This is a genomic window from Mucilaginibacter xinganensis (genome assembly GCF_002257585.1).
Taxonomy (GTDB): domain Bacteria; phylum Bacteroidota; class Bacteroidia; order Sphingobacteriales; family Sphingobacteriaceae; genus Mucilaginibacter; species Mucilaginibacter xinganensis.
Map to the genome: position 1 here is coordinate 4,891,982 of NZ_CP022743.1, position 17,366 is coordinate 4,909,347.

The window sequence follows — 17,366 nt, forward strand, 5'->3', positions numbered from 1 at the left end:
ATAAACTATTTATAAAAATTCAATAACTTTTTAAAATATTTTAAAAAGTGTATTTATGACGCGTAAAAGACTCCATAACCGACGGGCGGCTTGTGAATACCGATTAAAGCCTTTTTGTGCACGATTAATACGGTTAAACCATCTATAAATTGGTAAAACACTGCTAAACGATTGATTTTTGGCATCGGTCTATTTTGTATAAGCGGTGGTCTATTTAGTTTTTTCAGACGGCTAAATACTTGTTGCTTTGAATATTGAAAACAACAAACACACAAAATCAACCACTAAAAAACAAGAAAATGAAAACATCAATTTTAACCATCGCAATCCTTTTCGCAACTATATTAGGCATCAGTCAATCATCTTACGCGGCAAGCGGCAGTAACCTTGAAGAAACAACTACCATAACAAACGTAAGCAACATCAGTGAAATTGAAATACATGGCAATGTGGAACTTTACTTATCAGACGGTGCGGCTGACCAGGTAAAAGTTTACAATAAATACTACTCGGACAACGCATTGGTACAGGATCAAAATGGCTTACTCCGAATTTCATCATACAGCACGCAAAGGCTTAGAGTTTGGGTAACTGTTAGCCAGCTTCAAAAACTAAGTATTTATGACAACGTGCTGGTAAAATCATTTGGAAAAATTTCATCCATTGACCTGGATGTAAAATTGTACAACAACGCGGCAGCGCAACTGGACATGGACACATTTGCAGCGAGCATATCTTTAAATGACCAGACCAAAGCCGACCTTAAGGGTAACATTACTGAAGGCAAACTAAAATATGATCAATCTGCTTTTTTAAACATCAGTCAATTAAACATCCAGCATCTTACTAAAACAGAAAATTTCAACATGGATGATAATAGCTTGGCTGAACTCGCCGTCATTTGAATTGGCATCCTTGAAAAAACCCCCGCTGAACATTTGTTTCACCGGGAGTTTTTTATTGACGTTTCAGGATACTTAAAAAATAAAAAGAGATTGTTTTTTTACTTTAACTATACGTTAAAATACGATAACAGATATTCCTCTTACTATTAGTTTCCCTATTTTAGCTATGCTAAATTGAGCGATCAAGATTTTGCATTACCTGATTTTGCCGGAAACACATATTTATGAGCCAATCCATTAAAAAAAACTCATTCAAATCATTCAAAATAGCCGGTATTGCCATCGGGAGTTTAATCATCCTTTTATTTGCGCTGCCCTACTTATTTCCGCAAACGGTTAGCAATAAAATAAAGCAATGGGCCAATGGCAGTATTAACGGGCAACTGGAGTTTTCAAAAACAGGACTATCGTTCTTTAAGCATTTCCCCAATCTTACCCTTACACTGTATGACCTTGATCTTAAGGGCAGCGCCCCGTTTCAAAAAGACACGCTGGTTGCAGCCAAAGAAGTTTCGTTTGGAATTGACCTGAGCACGCTATTTCAAAAAAAACTTACCATAAACAAAATTTTCCTTAGTAATGCCTTCATTAATATCCAATCGGACAGTTTAGGGCGGGTAAATTATAACGTTTATAAATCAAAAAATGAGGCCAAAGCTCCTGTCGATACCGGAAGTGCGTCCTTAGGTATTAACCAGATCCTGATTGAAAATAGCCGCCTTGTTTATAACGACCGCTCGTTACCCATGAAATTTGTTGCCCGCGGTGTTAATTATACCGGGAAAGGTGATTTGAGTAAAGATGTATTTGACCTTTATACCCACACCGAAATGCAATCGGTAGATTTTTATTATTTTGATGTGCCTTACGTACTTAATAAAAAGCTGAATGCCGATCTCATCACAAAGATAAATACCAAATCACTCGCCTTCGTTTTTCAAAAGAACGACCTGCTGCTTAACAAACTGCCCGTGAATTTTATAGGGAAGTTTGCGTTTTTGAAAAATGGATACAGTATGGATTTTAACGTAAACTCAGATGACAGCGATTTGCATGATATTATAACGGCCTTACCTCCCGAATATTTAAAATGGCTGGATAAAACAGATGTTAAAGGTACCGGGAACATCAAGCTTAAACTGGCGGGCTTATATAATGCGGCCGATAGCACGCTACCCAGCCTTAGCTTAAAAGTAAAGATTCGTAACGGGTATATAAACAATCAAAAATCCCCGTCACCGGTTAGTAACCTGTACATGGATTTTGAAACACAATTACCCGGCCTCGATCCTGATAGTTTAAAAGTTAATTTAGACTCGCTGCATTTTAACATGGGCAAGGATTATTTAAATGCTATATTAAAAATTAAAGGTGCTAAAACGCCTGACATTTATGCCAAAATAAACAGCGAACTTGACCTTGAAAAATGGAACATGGCATTTGGGATAAAGGCCGTCACTTTAAAGGGCCAATATGCACTGCACTTACTGGCGCAGGGAAAATATGCCACAAGTATCAGGCGGACCAGAGGCATTCACCCAAGGGTTGATACCGTTATTACCAGCATACCGAAATTCAACCTAAAATCCGCATTCAGTAACGGATACATCAAATATGCAAAGCTGCCGGAAGCAGTGAAGAATATTAGCTTTAATGTGAACGCCGCGTGCCCGGATAATAACTACCAGCACAGCAGCTTTGATATTGACAACCTTAATGCAAACGTTTTGAACAACTTTATAAAGGGAAGTTTTAAAATGACCGCAGGGCCGGGCTTCCCGGTTAATGCACAATTGCAGGCTAAATTTAACCTTGCCGACCTCAAAAAAGTTTACCCTGTTGACAGTCTCGGGATTGCACTCGCCGGAAATCTTAATGCTGATCTGCAGACCAAAGGGCATTATTTACCAGCCAGGAAGATTTTCCCGGTTACTAAAGTGAATGTTGTGCTGCAAAACGGCTCAATCCAAACTAAATACTACCCTCACCCCATTCAAAACATACAGGTAAATACAAGTATCACCAATAGCACCGGAACACTGGCGGGGCTTAAGGTTAATATAAAGCCTGTATCATTTGTGTTTGAAGGCAAGCCTTTCACATTTAAGGCCGATCTGAAAAACTTTGACAACATCGATTATAAAATCGCCTCGTCGGGCACACTTGATATAGGCAAAATTTACCAGGTATTTGCCATTAAGGGTTATAATGTGAAGGGGCAAATAAAAACCAGGTTATCGTTAAGAGGCAGGCAAAGCGATGCCACTGCCGGCAATTATGCAAAGCTTCATAATTCAGGTACGATGGATGTTAGAGACGTGACGCTCACTTCTGACCTTTTCCCTAAACCATTTTTGATTAACAACGGTAAATTTAGCTTTAAAGAGGATAAAATGATGTTCGACGCTTTTAAAGCTACTTATGGTCAATCAATTATAACCTTAAACGGCGCGCTTTCAAACGTTATTGAGTATGCGACCAAGCCGGGCGCAACGCTTAAAGGCGACTTAAACTTTGAAAGCCCTATTTTTATCGTTGATGATTTTATGGCTTTTGCGAATACCTCACCAACGCAAAGCGGGCACCGCGGATCAGCTGTATCAGGGGTTGTTATGGTCCCTAAAACATTGGATTTAAATCTTACAGCCGATGTAAAAAAAGTGAGGTACAATGGGATGGACCTGAAAGACGCCAAAGGGCAAATGACCATTAGCAATGGTAACATTGTTTTAAAACAAACCGGCTTTACCATAATTGATGCCCCTGTAACAATGGATGCCACCTATAGCAGCCTAAGCACAAAAAAGGCGTTGTTTGATTACCATATCAGCGCTAAAGAGTTTGATATAAAACGAGCTTATAATGAGATCAGGCTATTTCATGACATGGCCTCTTCTGCAAAAAGCGCTTCAGGGCAGGTAGCACTTGATTACCAGTTAAAAGGAAGGCTAAACGCTAATATGCAACCAGTATATCCATCGTTAAAAGGCAGAGGTGTACTATCTGTTAAAAAAGTATCGGTACACGGGTTTAAGCTTTTTAATAGCGTAAGCAATAAAACAGATCATAAAATTGACAGCGGTGATGTTTCAAAAGTAAATATTGAAACTACTATAGCCAATAATATCATCAACATTAAACAAACCAGGATGCGTATGGCCGGGTTCAGGCTTAAATTTTCGGGACAGGTTAGTTTCGATAATGTATTGAACCTTCAATTCAGGCTGGGGTTGCCCCCTTTTGGTATTTTTGGGATTCCGATGACCATTACCGGAACACAGGCGAACCCAAAGATCCGTTTAGGAAAGGCAAAAAAAGACGACGAGATTAAGGAGACAGAGGATAACGGAGAATAACGGCCGGGAACCACACGACTATTTTCCTGGATTAGCCGCAGGCTTACTTTTTCCGCTTGTTTGAGGTTGATGATGTTTCACATTAACAAGTTTTTGCTTTAACCAATGGGTTAGCCGGTGATGCATGGGCACCAATATTGCTGCTAAAATTACCAGTATTACTAACTCAAGTACCGGCAAATGGTTGCTGATCTGCTGTACAAGCGGATGGATCAGCAACGTAATAAATTCAAAAACCAGCAAAAGCGAAGTTACACCCATAAATTCTATCACCTTTGGGTGCGTGTGGCTTTTGCTTAACACTAATAATATTAAAAAGAAGAACGGGATAAAGACGGCAATGGCTATCAATTGCAGGTTAAAGATCCGTTTTTCAGATTCGCGTTTTTCTTCTTCTCTAATTTCCTCCTGCCTGGTAGTTTCGTTAAAACTTAAGGTCTGGATCTGTTTTATTCTCTCAGCATTAAACATGCTGTCTTTGGCAGCGTTCGCGATTTTAAGATACCTTAACTCCAGGTGTTCATTTTTACCGGAATAAGTATGCGCCAGCAGGTCGCTGGCATTAAAAATACCTTCTGCATATTGGCTCTTATTTGCGGCATCAAGCGCGTAGTCGGCATAAACAATGCTTGAATCAGCCTGTTCCGCCTTTTTGTACAACCGGGCGATGCTGTTATAGGTATCGGCCAATCCGCTTTTATCGTTGTTTTTAATGGCATATTGTACGCTCAATCTATAATAATCAAGCGCCAGATCTTTATGCCCCATTTTATAATTGATATCCCCTAAAATTGACAACGTATTCTGCAATGTTGTTTGATCGTTCATTGCCTGTTGAATAGTATAGGCTTGCATTTCAAAATTCAACGCAGAATCTATCTTGTTAAGTTTAATGTAGCAATTGCCGATATTTGAAAGAATAGCGCTTAAACTCTTCCGGTCATGAATTGACTCAGCAATTGTTTTGGCCTTGAAATGATACTTTAAGGCTTTGTTATTGTCGTTTTGATCTGAGTAGATAATGCCTATATTATTCAGGCTTGCCAACTCGCCGGACAGGTCTTTAATCTCCTCCCTTATTTTCAAAGAGGCAAGAAAAACCGAAAGCGCCTTATCATATTTTCCATGCTGCATCAACACAACGCCCAGCCTGTTCAGGCAATCGCCTTCGCCCTTACTGTAATTAATGGTTCTTGAAATATCAAGTCCCTGTTGGGCATAAATCAAAGCACTGTCGGGCCGCACTGATTGTACAAGAAGGCTCCGCTTTACAAGTAGCCTTACTTTCAGCGTGTCGCCACCGGGAGATTCAGCATAAAATTTTACCGAATTAATAACATTTACCCGCCCGCATAAAAAATTAAAAAGAAAGCATAGAAAAAGAATAAAACCCATTTTCCGGTTAAATAAGTGGATGAGTTAAACAGTTAAGGGATGAAAAAGACGGGCAAATTAGCACAAAGCAGCTTTACCTGCTTATTCAGCTTGCGCTTCCGGTTTCTCCTCATCAGGCGCAGCTGCCTCATTTTCTGCCGTGGCATCAATTTCAGGGGCATTGTCCAACCCTATGGGCGTACTTTTGTCTTTAAATCCTATAGGTGTATTTTTATCAATAAAACTACTCCGGGTATCATCACCAAGCTCTGCCATGATCTTAAGAATTTAATAATTTACCAATATTAGTATTCTATAAAAATAAGAATATTCATATTAAGAAACAATATTTTGTATTTATTTAATAAACAGAAATACAGTCATAACGTTTTATCCCTCAAGGTAGTAGCTAAGCTAATTTAATAACTATAACAATGATCTTCTTTTAAATAACATGGTTATTTAAAAGCCCGGTAGCAAAAAAATATTAATACATTAACACAACCGACAAATATAAATATCCATCATATTTGAACCTGGTGAATAGGGTACACAAATTCTAGGTAAAGGAAGAAAAATGCGATAGCCATGGCCAGGATGATAAGACCAATAACCGCTGAATTGATTTTTATCCCGTCTTTGCTGATTTCGAACGTATTGCTACCTGACAAAGATATATCCGTTTCAGTTTTTTCGTCGGCAGAAGTATTTGTAATTGTTGAGATAGCATCGGATCCCTGCGAGACGATTGCCCTTTTGGCATCATGATGTTTTCGCAGCATCTCGTGGGTAAATTCGAACTGTTTATAGGATAAAAACAAACCGGTAAGCACAATAAATATTACTACAATAAATATAATCATTGACATAATGTATTGTAAATTAAACACCTTTCGCCAGTGTTTATTTATAAACTCAGCTTGCTTCAAATTTATCTCCCGGATTTTCTTATTGTAAACTTCATCTGTATAATTAACTGAAGCCGATGAGGCATGATCGTAATCTTCGGAATCCCGATCCATCAATGAAAGTGCGGCATTTGGCTGCATTTTATTGTTTGACTGTGCAGGGTTAGCGCTTGAAATGACAGCGTTAAAAAAGCAAACAAAAAATATTAAAATTAATTTCGCCCCAGTCATCATAAGCTACTTATATTTATTTTAAAAATATTTTATAATATTTTTTTCTGACTTTTAACAATCCAAAAGGATTACCCGACGGCACGAGTTTCGCTTCCTTTTTACGATAAAGGGTAAAGTCGCGGTCATTTAATATATGTGCTATTTTCAATAAATAGTCGTTAGCTTCTTTGAGCACCGCAACGGTATCTGCAACATTAACAGGAACATCCATCTGCATTTTAGGCATAGGCATCGTTGCGGGAGGTGGCGGTGGCGTCGGTGGTGGGGATTGAGGCGCGCGATGCTGTTGAGCCTTTACAACTACAATGCCCAATACAAAAGCACCTGTTATTACAAATTTAATTTTCATAATGAGATTAATGCAAATAGGGCATATCTAAGTTAAAAAATATATTTTTAAATAATAATATATTTTTTAACTTATTATTAGCTTATATATCCAACTTCTTATAAGTTACCGGCAAGTCAAATTGCCAGGCAATTAAGCTGAATGCACTTATTTTGCCTATCTTAGTATATAGAATCGATAGAAGTTGAATTTATATGGCTAATGATAAAATAACCGTATTGTATGTAGATGACGAAGACAATAACCTGTTTTCTCTTAAAGCTACCTTCCGGATAAAATACAACGTACTTACCGCGGTTAGCGGCGATGCTGCCCTGGAAATATTGGACACTATAAAGGTACATATCATTATCACCGACCAGCGCATGCCGGGAATGACCGGCGTCGCCTTCCTGGAGAAGGTTTTAGAAAAATACCCTGATCCGATGAGGATTCTTTTAACTGGTTATGCTGATATGGAAGCGGTAGTGGACGCTGTTAATAAGGGGAAAATTTTTCATTACCTGGCTAAACCATGGAATGAAGAAGAATTGGATTTAACCATACAATCGGCTTATGCAAAGTACCTGGAAAGAGCAGAGTTAAAAGTAACCAACCAAAAACTGGAAGTATCAAATGAACAGCTTGAATTTTTGCTCAGGCAAAAATTACTTTCCTAAATGCTTCATTAAATTGATAATCCTATCCGTCCCAGTAGTAAAACCAGTTTTTCAATAGTAAGCGGCTTTTCTATAATGCTGTTTACCGTTTCTTTTTTAAACTCCCCAGAGATATCCCTTATGGTTTTCATAGATGGCAGTATTGACAATATAATTATCACATAATTATTGCGGACCTCCTCAGGGAGATTTTCAAAAGCTTCGATAAATTGATAGCCGTTCATCAAAGGCATTTGCAGATCGAGCAATATTATAGTCGGCCTGGTATCAACTGAATCTGTTATTTGTATACGCTGAAGTGCGAGTTCTGCGCTTTGAAAGGTTTGGACACTTGATTTTATGTAATTGTGCTGGATTATTTTTTTTATAACAAAACAATCCAGCTCGCTATCGTCAATTACAATAAATGAAAGGGCTCTCTCTGTCATATCGATGGAATTGTGATTGTAAATATTGTTCCTCTGTTTACAGCAGAATTAACGTCAACATGCCCGTTCAACTTCAATATAGCGCTCTTAGCATTATATAAACCAAACCCCGAACCAACCTCCTGGTAATTAGCCCGGTAAAAAAGATTAAAGATTTCTCCAATATGGCTCGCTAAGATACCTATACCTGTGTCCCTTACGCAAATTGTTGCATGGCCTTTATATACCTTAATGCTTAGTTCAACAACTTTATCGGAACTGTTTTTATCCTGATATTTAAACGCGTTGGACAACAGGTTATTTAAAATAATATTCAGGGGCACTTCATCACTCCGGAAAATATCCTGCTGCTCCACATTTACATTAAAAACCACATGATTTGCTTTTGCCACTACCGAATAAATTGCCTTTAAATCATCAGCAACTTTATTAAAATCAATGTCGGTAATGTTTAGCTCGCCTCTTTTTAGGCTATAGTAATCATGCATACTTAAAATGTAAGTATCCAGCTTTGTTAATGACTTCCCCATCAGTAACAACATTTCCTTTATCTCTTCAATATGATCAATCTCGCCCGCCAAATTAATAGCGCCCAACATTCCGGAGAGTGGCCCCCTGATATCATGGCTGATGCTATAAGCAAATTTAGTTAGTTCATTATAGGCTTTTTGCAATTCATCAGTCTTGACCAGTAACATGGAATTGGCCATATAAAACTTATTAGCCTCGTTGATGGCCGAGATAATGTCAGCTTCAGTCCATGGTTTTTTAACGTACCGGAAAATATTGCCACGGTTTATTGCTTCTATAATTGACTCTACATCTGTATAAGCGGTAAGTAAAATACGTACGGGTAGTGGATAAGTGACCTTTATTTCCTCAAAGAAATCAACCCCAGTTTTGCCTGGCATGCGCTGGTCGCAAAAAATAATTCTTATTTCAGGATTATTTTCAAGGTAATTAATTGCCTGCGGAATATTTACCGCCGTTAAAATATGATAGTCTAATCTGAACGATGCTTTAAAACCTACCAGATTACCTGGCTCATCATCAACATATAATATCTTTATTTTTTCGGCCATTAAGGATTAGGATTTTTTGTTGATAATAGTATTTTTTTTAAAGTTTAAATGGTAAAAACTTTCAGAACAATATAATTAATTAACCAACCGCCGCGAAGTTTATAGGAATTTGTAAAACGAACTCGGTTCTTTTACCTTCTATACTATCAACACTTATTATTCCATTATGTTTTTTTATAGTATTGTATGCTATTGACATACCCAAGCCAGTACCTTCCCCAACATCTTTAGTGGTAAAAAATGGCTCAAAAACTCTTTTTTGAGTTTGAGCATCCATCCCCGCCCCATTGTCTGCTATCTTTACGTAGACGTTTTTGTCGTCATGACTGGTTGAGATAGTAATTTCACCACCCTCATTTTCACCGAATTTTTTATGCACTGCATAAACCGCATTTGCAATAATATTTAAAAATACCTGATTTAATTTACCTGCGTAGCACTCTATCTTTGGCAAGATACCATATTCTTTAATTATTTTAATTTTATTATGCAGCATATTATTTGCTATGATCATTGTTGATTCAAGCCCTTCATTGATATCCGCCTTTTTCAGATCGTCTTCATCCAGCCGGGAAAAAATCCTCAGGCTTTTAACAATTTCAGCAGTACGGGTAGCTCCCTCGTTAATTCCGTTTATTAGCTGCCTGATCTCTAAAGTTAAATAATCAAAATCCAGTTCTTCTTTATAATCATTTATCTGTTTTTGTTTATCTGTCGCAGTGGCGTCAGATAAACTTACATTTTCAATCACGCTAAAGGCTTCAAACATGATTTCGATATCCCGGTTCAAAGGTTTTATGTTTGAAGTAACAAAATTAATAGGATTGTTGATCTCATGGGCTATCCCGGCCGTTAACTGGCCCAGCGAGGCCATTTTTTCTGACTCAACCAACTGGCTTTGGGTTTGCTTTAAGTCAGTTAGGATTTTATTTAATTCAAAGTTGGATTCGCTTAATTCTGCTGTCCGCTCATTTACCTTTAATTCAAGCATTACATTTTGCTCCCGTATAATTCGTTCATTCTCGCGGGCTATTTCCAGGGCTTCCGCCTGTGATTCCGCTTTCTCTCTTTTTAAGATATTTATCCTGTCGGCCAAACCGAAGGACAGCAATGCCATTTCTATAACCGAGGCTGCTTGCATGGAATAACCTGTAAAGGTATTATATGGCAAAACACCGTTATCTTTAAGCGCAAAGATGACGGCCCCTATCAATAAAACCGACCATGAAAAAAACACATACTTTGCCGGACGATAGCCTTTTAGCATCACAATAGCCGACGCGATAAGAATACTAAACGCAAACAATGTGGTTGACAACTGCATCAATTGGAACCCAGCCTGCACTTTACCCGCCAGCGTTATCAATAACGCGATAGCCTGAAGAATTATAACAATGATAAGTACAATGTCAAAACGCCGGGCCCTTTGCCGCGTTAGAAGAAATGACCTGGTAAACAGCGTAGCTGCTATGGCACCTAAACAGGCAAAAACAATAACGCTTTTTAACTCAAATGCCGGTGAATTTCCCCACAGATATTGAAAGGCAAACCCCTTAATACCTAATTGGGTAAGGCCAACAGAAGCCACGTAAATTACGTAGTAGATATAGCTTTTATCCCTGACCGTGAAGAAGATAAAAAGGTTATACAAGAACATGATTAGCACGGCGCCAAAAAATATTCCTGACAATTGGTTCTCCCTGCTTAGAAATTGCCAAAGGTCGTTTTTCTGATTAACCGAAACGGGCAATATTAATTGCTCCGAACTTTTGATGCGCAAGTAATAAGTTTTAGTGGTACTATAAGGGATGTCAAGATCAAAAATATAGTCGGGCTGTTTGTACTTCCGGGTATCAAAATTCTTAATCTCGCCCATCAAAATGCCATGATACTGGTTTTGGGAATCGGGCGTAAAAAGCTCCACCTCGTCCAATATGGGGTACGCCAGGTCTAAAAGAAGATCGGGATATTTTGTTTGGTTAGTAACCGTAAACCTGATCCAGGTGCTGAAAGCAGAAAATCCCAGATTGGGAACATCCTTATCGCATCTTTTAAAATCTTTTGAAGATAGTACGTCTTTAAGGCTAAGTTCCTTATTGATTTGCAATACCGAAATTTGCCGGCCAATCATAACCCGCCCTTCTGCATTATTAATAATCACATCAGCAAATGCCCTGTTGTTTAATAACAGGAAGCAACAGCCAATCAATAACCTTAAAAAGTTTTTACACATATAGCTGATCCTATTTGACGCATGAAGCCACCACAAGGTTGATGGAGCATGAGAAATAGTTTTCGTCATCCTCTGCCTGGAGTGCTTTGTATAAGGCGTGGTATTCCTGTTCCTCGATATAACCCTTTTGTGCAGCCTCCTGAATCATCTTTTCAATCCAGAAATATTCATTTGCTTCTTTTAAAGTGTTAACTACAAAAGGGTGAATTTCAAATCTGATATCTCTGAAATTATTCTGCTTTAAATAACTGGTTAGCTTAGCAGCCGCAAAGCCATTATTTACCTTAACATCGGTTAAGTACGCAATTACTTTCTTTTGAATTCCAGCAAGCTCAGTGTAAAATGCGAGACTGTTCCAGTCTGTTTCAATAATCACAAAAGGGGCGTCCGTTTTCAAAACCCTGCTGATCTCACTGAATACCTTTTCAGGATTTTTCAAATGCTGGACCAGTCGTTCAGTCCGAAGACCGGATATAGTTCCGTCTTCAAAAGGCAAAGGATAAGCTTCTGACAATATAAAATCAACATTGTTAATTTCCTTTGCATCTTCTTTAGCTTGCTGCAGCATTCCGGGATCATGATCAACACCGATTATTTTAACATTTTCTGCGGCCATTTTCGCCAATTCAATCACATCATTTCCGGCCCCGCACCCAAGATCTACAATGGTTCCTGAACTTATACTTTTAAAAAAACTATATGAATGTTCTTTTAAGTTGATCAGCAAACGCCTTGAGTTTTGCAGATAATTGATATCGTAATGTTTGTTTGCCATGGTATAATGAATGTAAATTTACAAAAAGGTGCTGCTTTCTTCGCTAACCATTGTGTTTACGAAGTTCTTTTGTGCTGTTTCTATCGCGTTTAAAAGGTTCCATTTCCGTAGGTTAGGAATATCCAACTTAAAATCGATAGTGATTTCCTTTTTTTTCAACTCGTGGATCCTTAAATTGTTCGGGTTAGCACGCATTTGCATTATGGCAAATTTATCGTCTTCTTTGGCCAGGCTTAAATCTCCCACATCTTTTAACACCATCGCTGTTGCAATCAGATCGAGCTTGGGATAATAAAAAGTTCCATTATTGCCTACGATGTCTAACAGCACCATTCCGCAATTTACCACCGGCTTTACAGTGTAAGGGGCACATAGAGCGAAGAGTGATTGCAAACCAATTTGTGATGAGATCGCGATGAGTGTCCGGATCAGCAATGGGGTTCCTATACCGTACCCGGCAAGTTCCTGCGAATTCCACAGACCGCAGATCTCGCCCGCTCCCTTTTTTGCAAAATCAGCAACTATTTTAAATATGCCTGAATCCATAGCGCCGGTAGCTTGCTCAATAGGTAATGGTTCGGTGCCGCCGGCAACATGTACCCTGGCCCCGCCATATACAGTTTTGCCATCCTGCGATTCCACAATTATGACAAAAACCGCCGGATTTAGTGCCCATTCATTTTTTGAAGAAGTAACTTTTGTTACCCCAATACTTGTTAAAACTGCCGTATGGCCTTTAATAAATAGCTCGCACGTGTCGGGCTCATCAATTGCCCTGTAAGCCCTAAGCCTAACACGGGGCGCTCCTTTGTTTAAGTTACCTTCCATCTATTGGATTTTTTTCCAAATCACTACCACTCCCTACAAATCAATAACTTAAACTGACAGATCAGGCAATTGCCTGCTGCAAACTCAACCCTAATGCTTGTGGGTTAAATAAACAAATAACTATCAATTAATCAAATCAATGCTTTATTACTGAAAGTGCAAAGCTGGCATAAACCGGCTTATAACTAATCAGTAATTAACAATAGACAAATATCGTTAAAATATTAAGCTATTTACCAGCTAAATATTTTATTAGGCCGTTGGACAAAACGGCAAATGCAACCTGACTTAGTGTATCAGATCAACCTTTAAACAATAAGCAACATTAAAGTTATAAATTAATCTAAACCGCAAATTTTATCCAGCCGTCGCCTTCGTACCCAAAGATAAATTGTTTTGGATTGATGATCTCGGCGAGGATTTCTATCGAATCAACAATACGCGGGCCGGGCCTGTTAAAATATTGATTGCCGTCGGCTATATAAACACGGTTGTTTTTAACAGCCTTTATTTCATCAAAGCCGGTAAGGTTAAGAAGAATATCAATTTCTTTAAGTGTGCGCTCAATAGAAAACCCGCAAGGCATAATGATCATAACCTCCGGATTCTGCAGGCGGATATCATCCCATTGCACATAAGGAGAATGCTTACCTGCTTCGGTTAACACATTGGTACCCCCGGCTATATTTACAAGTTCGGGCATCCAGTTGCCTGATAACATCAAAGGCTCCAGCCACTCAATACACGCTACTGTAGGCTTATTTTCGTTGTATTTTAATTTATGGCGGATAATCTCAACCCTTTCCTGCAATTCCTCAACAAGCGTGTCGCCCCTGTCAATTTCATTTAACGCTGCTGCAACTGTTTTGATATCATTAAATATATCATCAAGACTATCAGGTTGAAGAGATATGATATGTGCTGCTTTATTCAGGTAATTTTCAAGCGCTTTTTCAACCGCTGTTAGTGACACGGCACAAACTTCGCACTGCGCCTGCGTGATCACCACATCAGGCGACAATCTCTTTATTTCCTCTCGTTTAACGGTATAAACTGACAAAGCATCTGCAAGGATCTCTTTTACTTTAACATCAATAGCCGCACTGCTTAAGTTATCCGGAAAATTAGCTTCGGAACAAACTGGCAAATGCTTTACAGATGCCGGATAATCGCACTCATGCGATCTGCCCACAAGGTATTTTTCCAGGCCAAGCGCACAAATTATTTCAGTGGCAGCAGGCAGTAAGGATACTATTTTTTGCGTACTCATAATTAAAGCCGCTAAGTTAGCTATTGTAAATAAAGCGCGGGCAAGAAATTAACGACGCTGTAACAAATGAACTATCAAATCGTCAAATGAATAATAAACCGCAGCAATATGAACTGGAAACTTCCATTTATAAAGAAAACCAACGGCAATAAATCAAAAAAAACAAAAACCCGCGAATGGGTTGATGCCATATTATTTGCAGTTATTGCCTCCACTATTATCCGTGGTCTGTTATTTTCTGCATATGCTATTCCTTCCGGTTCCATGGAAGGCACACTACTCACCGGCGACTATTTGTTTGTGAGCAAAATAAGCTACGGGCCCCGGATGCCGTTCACCCCAGTTTCAATTCCATTTTTAGAATCAACCATCACAAAATATAATTTCAAGACCTATTGGGATGGCATTAAGCTTCCTTATTTCCGTTTACCCGGCTTAACCGAAATTAAAAAGGGCGATATCGTGGTGTTCAATAAGCCGGAAGAAGCCGACCCATCATATGACAGGCCGGTAGATGCACGCACAAACCTGATTAAGCGCTGCCAGGCTGTACCGGGTGACTTACTTACTATAAAAGACGGACAGGTATTCATTAACGGTAAAGCAGCACCGAATGCTGAAAAAGCACAAACATCATATGAAGTGGTAACCAATGGAACAGACATTAACCCGCAGGTATTGAATGACATGAACATTGAACTTCGTGGCCAAAAAGATGCAAATACCTTCGAAATGATTATCCCTAAAGCTTATGTAAATACCATTAAAAGCTATTCAAATATAAAAAGTGTAAGCCCTGTGGTTCAAAAAGCCGGCGATTATGACCCTGGTGTTTTCCCGCACAATGAAAAGTTTAAATGGAACCAGGACAATTTCGGTCCGCTGGTGATGCCCAAACGCGGCATGTCTGTTGCTTTAAATGATTCTACCTTAGTTTTATACCGCAGGGCTATTGAACTTTACGAAAACAATAAAATTGAAATTAAAAGCAACCATGTACTTATAAATGGGAAACAAGCCGATAGCTATACGTTTAAAATGAATTATTACTGGATGATGGGCGACAATCGCCACAACTCGCTCGACTCCCGTTTTTGGGGATATGTTCCAGAGGACCATGTGGTGGGCAAGGCAATGATTACCTGGATGAGTATTGATTCTACCGGAACATTTTTCGATAAAATAAGGTGGAACCGTATCCTGAAGCCCATCAGGTAACCGTCAATACGCTTAACTGCTACTTCATGCTGTAGCTAATGGCATTGATTGCTTCCAGGTGCGCCTTTAACATAGGCATCGTTTTCATCGCAAACGATTTTATATCCTTGTCTGCGCAATTCTTTTCCGCTGCCTCAAAAATGGGTATCTCTTTCTTATATTCATTATTTATGATGGAGATATAAGCCCGGTCAAAGTCAGCACCTGATTTTTTTGAAAGCTGGCTTAAGATAACCGATCCGCTTGCTTCCGGCTCAGCAGGAACAGCGATATTTTTAATTAAAGACAACGCTTTAATTTTTTTATTTAATTTGGATTGATCGGCGATTAAAACCATTCCAAAGGTTTTAATACGCTTGTGGATTCCTTGCCGGCGGGCGATTTCACCCAACTCAAGCCCCATTCTATTAAAACGGATGGCTTCGCCAATAAAATCAGCGTCAACCTTTTCAGCTTCAAAACGCTGATGGCCGGGCGTATTTTTAACCACGGTAACACTATCCACTAACGATGTATCGTCAGTATTTGCATTTCGTCCGCATGCTTGTATGATTACAGCTGCAGTTATAACAATGGCAAACCAATTTAACTTATTCATAGAACTTTATATCGCCGGTATATTAGCAACAAAGCATACCGGTATTAGTTTACTGCAATATCGGTTGTTCGCACTCCATTAAAGAATTTTATAACTTGTTATTTATTGTGTTAGCTTAAAGTTTTATTATTTTTGAGGCATAAAATAATAAAACTATGGATTTTCCGGCAGGATTAAAATACACTAAAGACCACGAGTGGATAAAAGTTGAAGGCGATACCGCTTACGTAGGCATTACTGAGTTTGCCCAGCGCGAATTAGGTGATATAGTCTACATAGATATTTCGTCATTAGGAAAAGAAGTTGCTAAAGACGAAGTTTTTGGCACCGTTGAAGCGGTTAAAACCGTATCGGACCTTTTTATGCCGGTTACCGGGACAATTAACGAGATTAACCCTGCACTGGATAAACAGCCCGAGCTGGTAAACTCTGATCCTTATGGCGAAGGCTGGATGGTTAAAATAACTTTAACTGACGCCTCAGCTGTTGATGCTTTACTAACTGCCGACAGCTATAAATCGCTTGTTGGCGCTTAATGAAAGCTGCACTTAAATATTATTGGCCCGCAATTTTGTGGGCCTTATTTGTTTTATTAATGTGTAGTGTGAAGTTAGGCAAAGTGTCTGACTCTCCTTTATTTTTCTCGGGTTTCGATAAGCTGGTACATTGCGGTTTCTTTTTCGTGATGACTGTATTTACATCAGCTGGTTACATTACGCAACAATCACCACGTACTTTATCGTTTAAAGCATTATTCCTCATCACCGTTATTATCACTGCCTATGGCGGGTTGATTGAAATATTACAGGCCTACGTTTTTACCTGGCGAAGCGGCGATTGGAATGATTTGTTTGCCGATATGATAGGGGTACTTATGGCAGCATTTAGTATATTTATAACCGTTAAAGCATTTGGGTATGAAAAAAAGTAAAATTATACTATTGGTAATATTAGGGATGTTCATCCTCTCATCATGCGGCATTTTTCATAAAGGATGCGGCTGTCCAACTTTTGGGCATGTAAAATCGCCTATCCTGCGTAAGTCGTTTAATTCCTGAACTGCTATTATCTTTTTTCTTTAGCTAAACCATTTCTACAGTACCTGGCTTAGCAGCTCGTAAGTAGACGCCAGCGCGTCTCATATTTCCT

Annotated in this window: 18 protein-coding genes; 7 read left to right on the forward strand and 11 right to left on the reverse strand. The window is 38.9% G+C overall.

Translation table 11 applies throughout. From position 1 onward, the window contains the following. Positions 1-299 precede the first annotated feature (299 nt). Positions 300-905, forward strand: coding sequence for a GIN domain-containing protein (locus tag MuYL_RS21295; RefSeq protein WP_157741029.1), 606 nt, complete (start codon positions 300-302; stop codon positions 903-905). Between the two features lie 224 nt (positions 906-1,129). Further along, the gene (locus MuYL_RS21300; RefSeq protein WP_094572468.1) at positions 1,130-4,261 is read left to right on the forward strand and encodes an AsmA family protein; all 3,132 of its coding nucleotides are present in this window, start codon (positions 1,130-1,132) and stop codon (positions 4,259-4,261) included. 18 nt (positions 4,262-4,279) lie between these two features. On the opposite strand, the gene MuYL_RS21305 is transcribed toward MuYL_RS21300, so the two are convergent. The 4 genes from MuYL_RS21305 to MuYL_RS21315 form a co-directional block, all read right to left on the reverse strand. Continuing rightward, positions 4,280-5,656, reverse strand: a complete 1,377-nt coding sequence (locus tag MuYL_RS21305) for a tetratricopeptide repeat protein (RefSeq protein WP_094572469.1) — start codon at positions 5,654-5,656, stop codon at positions 4,280-4,282. 81 nt (positions 5,657-5,737) lie between these two features. Next, positions 5,738-5,911, reverse strand: a complete 174-nt coding sequence (locus tag MuYL_RS23365; protein ID WP_157741031.1) for a hypothetical protein — start codon at positions 5,909-5,911, stop codon at positions 5,738-5,740. A gap of 248 nt (positions 5,912-6,159) precedes the next feature. After that, complete coding sequence (locus MuYL_RS21310; protein ID WP_157741033.1) at positions 6,160-6,684, reverse strand: hypothetical protein; 525 nt, start codon at positions 6,682-6,684, stop codon at positions 6,160-6,162. Positions 6,685-6,790: 106 nt separating this feature from the next. Continuing rightward, a complete protein-coding gene (locus tag MuYL_RS21315) occupies positions 6,791-7,126 on the reverse strand; it encodes a hypothetical protein (RefSeq protein WP_094572471.1) in 336 nt (111 codons plus the stop codon). A gap of 194 nt (positions 7,127-7,320) precedes the next feature. Here MuYL_RS21315 and MuYL_RS21320 point away from each other — a divergent pair, with 194 nt between their 5' ends. Further along, positions 7,321-7,785, forward strand: a complete 465-nt coding sequence (locus MuYL_RS21320) for a response regulator (protein WP_094572472.1) — start codon at positions 7,321-7,323, stop codon at positions 7,783-7,785. Between the two features lie 8 nt (positions 7,786-7,793). On the opposite strand, the gene MuYL_RS21325 is transcribed toward MuYL_RS21320, so the two are convergent. The 6 genes from MuYL_RS21325 to MuYL_RS21350 form a co-directional block, all read right to left on the reverse strand. Further along, positions 7,794-8,213, reverse strand: coding sequence for a response regulator (locus MuYL_RS21325; RefSeq protein WP_094572473.1), 420 nt, complete (start codon positions 8,211-8,213; stop codon positions 7,794-7,796). After that, positions 8,210-9,295 (reverse strand): hybrid sensor histidine kinase/response regulator, encoded by a 1,086-nt coding sequence (locus MuYL_RS21330; protein WP_094572474.1) that lies wholly within the window; start codon positions 9,293-9,295, stop codon positions 8,210-8,212. Before MuYL_RS21330 ends, MuYL_RS21325 begins: the two co-directional genes overlap by 4 nt. A 79-nt stretch (positions 9,296-9,374) precedes the next feature. After that, the gene (locus MuYL_RS21335; RefSeq protein ID WP_094572475.1) at positions 9,375-11,528 is read right to left on the reverse strand and encodes a sensor histidine kinase; all 2,154 of its coding nucleotides are present in this window, start codon (positions 11,526-11,528) and stop codon (positions 9,375-9,377) included. A 10-nt stretch (positions 11,529-11,538) separates the two neighbouring features. Further along, positions 11,539-12,303, reverse strand: coding sequence for a methyltransferase domain-containing protein (locus MuYL_RS21340; protein ID WP_094572476.1), 765 nt, complete (start codon positions 12,301-12,303; stop codon positions 11,539-11,541). Positions 12,304-12,321: 18 nt separating this feature from the next. Beyond that, positions 12,322-13,131: a hypothetical protein gene (locus tag MuYL_RS21345; protein ID WP_094572477.1), complete on the reverse strand. Its 810-nt coding sequence runs from the start codon at positions 13,129-13,131 to the stop codon at positions 12,322-12,324. Positions 13,132-13,474: 343 nt separating this feature from the next. Further along, entirely contained in the window at positions 13,475-14,401 is a 927-nt protein-coding gene (locus MuYL_RS21350; protein WP_094572478.1) for a cobalamin-binding protein, read from the reverse strand. A gap of 108 nt (positions 14,402-14,509) precedes the next feature. Between MuYL_RS21350 and lepB the strand changes: the two genes are divergently transcribed. Further along, on the forward strand, positions 14,510-15,619 hold the full coding sequence (lepB, locus tag MuYL_RS21355; RefSeq protein ID WP_094572479.1) for a signal peptidase I: 1,110 nt from the start codon (positions 14,510-14,512) through the stop codon (positions 15,617-15,619). A 19-nt stretch (positions 15,620-15,638) separates the two neighbouring features. Here the strand turns inward: lepB and MuYL_RS21360 are convergent, their stop codons facing one another. Further along, positions 15,639-16,217, reverse strand: a complete 579-nt coding sequence (locus MuYL_RS21360; protein WP_094572480.1) for a DUF4142 domain-containing protein — start codon at positions 16,215-16,217, stop codon at positions 15,639-15,641. A 155-nt stretch (positions 16,218-16,372) separates the two neighbouring features. Here MuYL_RS21360 and gcvH point away from each other — a divergent pair, with 155 nt between their 5' ends. The 3 genes from gcvH to MuYL_RS23370 all read left to right on the forward strand — a co-directional run bounded on the left by gcvH (position 16,373) and on the right by MuYL_RS23370 (position 17,275). Beyond that, the gene (gene gcvH / locus MuYL_RS21365) at positions 16,373-16,753 is read left to right on the forward strand and encodes a glycine cleavage system protein GcvH (protein WP_094572481.1); all 381 of its coding nucleotides are present in this window, start codon (positions 16,373-16,375) and stop codon (positions 16,751-16,753) included. Between the two features lie 68 nt (positions 16,754-16,821). Next, on the forward strand, positions 16,822-17,148 hold the full coding sequence (locus tag MuYL_RS21370; protein ID WP_245845679.1) for a VanZ family protein: 327 nt from the start codon (positions 16,822-16,824) through the stop codon (positions 17,146-17,148). Then, complete coding sequence (locus MuYL_RS23370; RefSeq protein WP_157741035.1) at positions 17,135-17,275, forward strand: hypothetical protein; 141 nt, start codon at positions 17,135-17,137, stop codon at positions 17,273-17,275. Before MuYL_RS21370 ends, MuYL_RS23370 begins: the two co-directional genes overlap by 14 nt. The last annotated feature ends 91 nt before the right edge of the window (positions 17,276-17,366 follow it).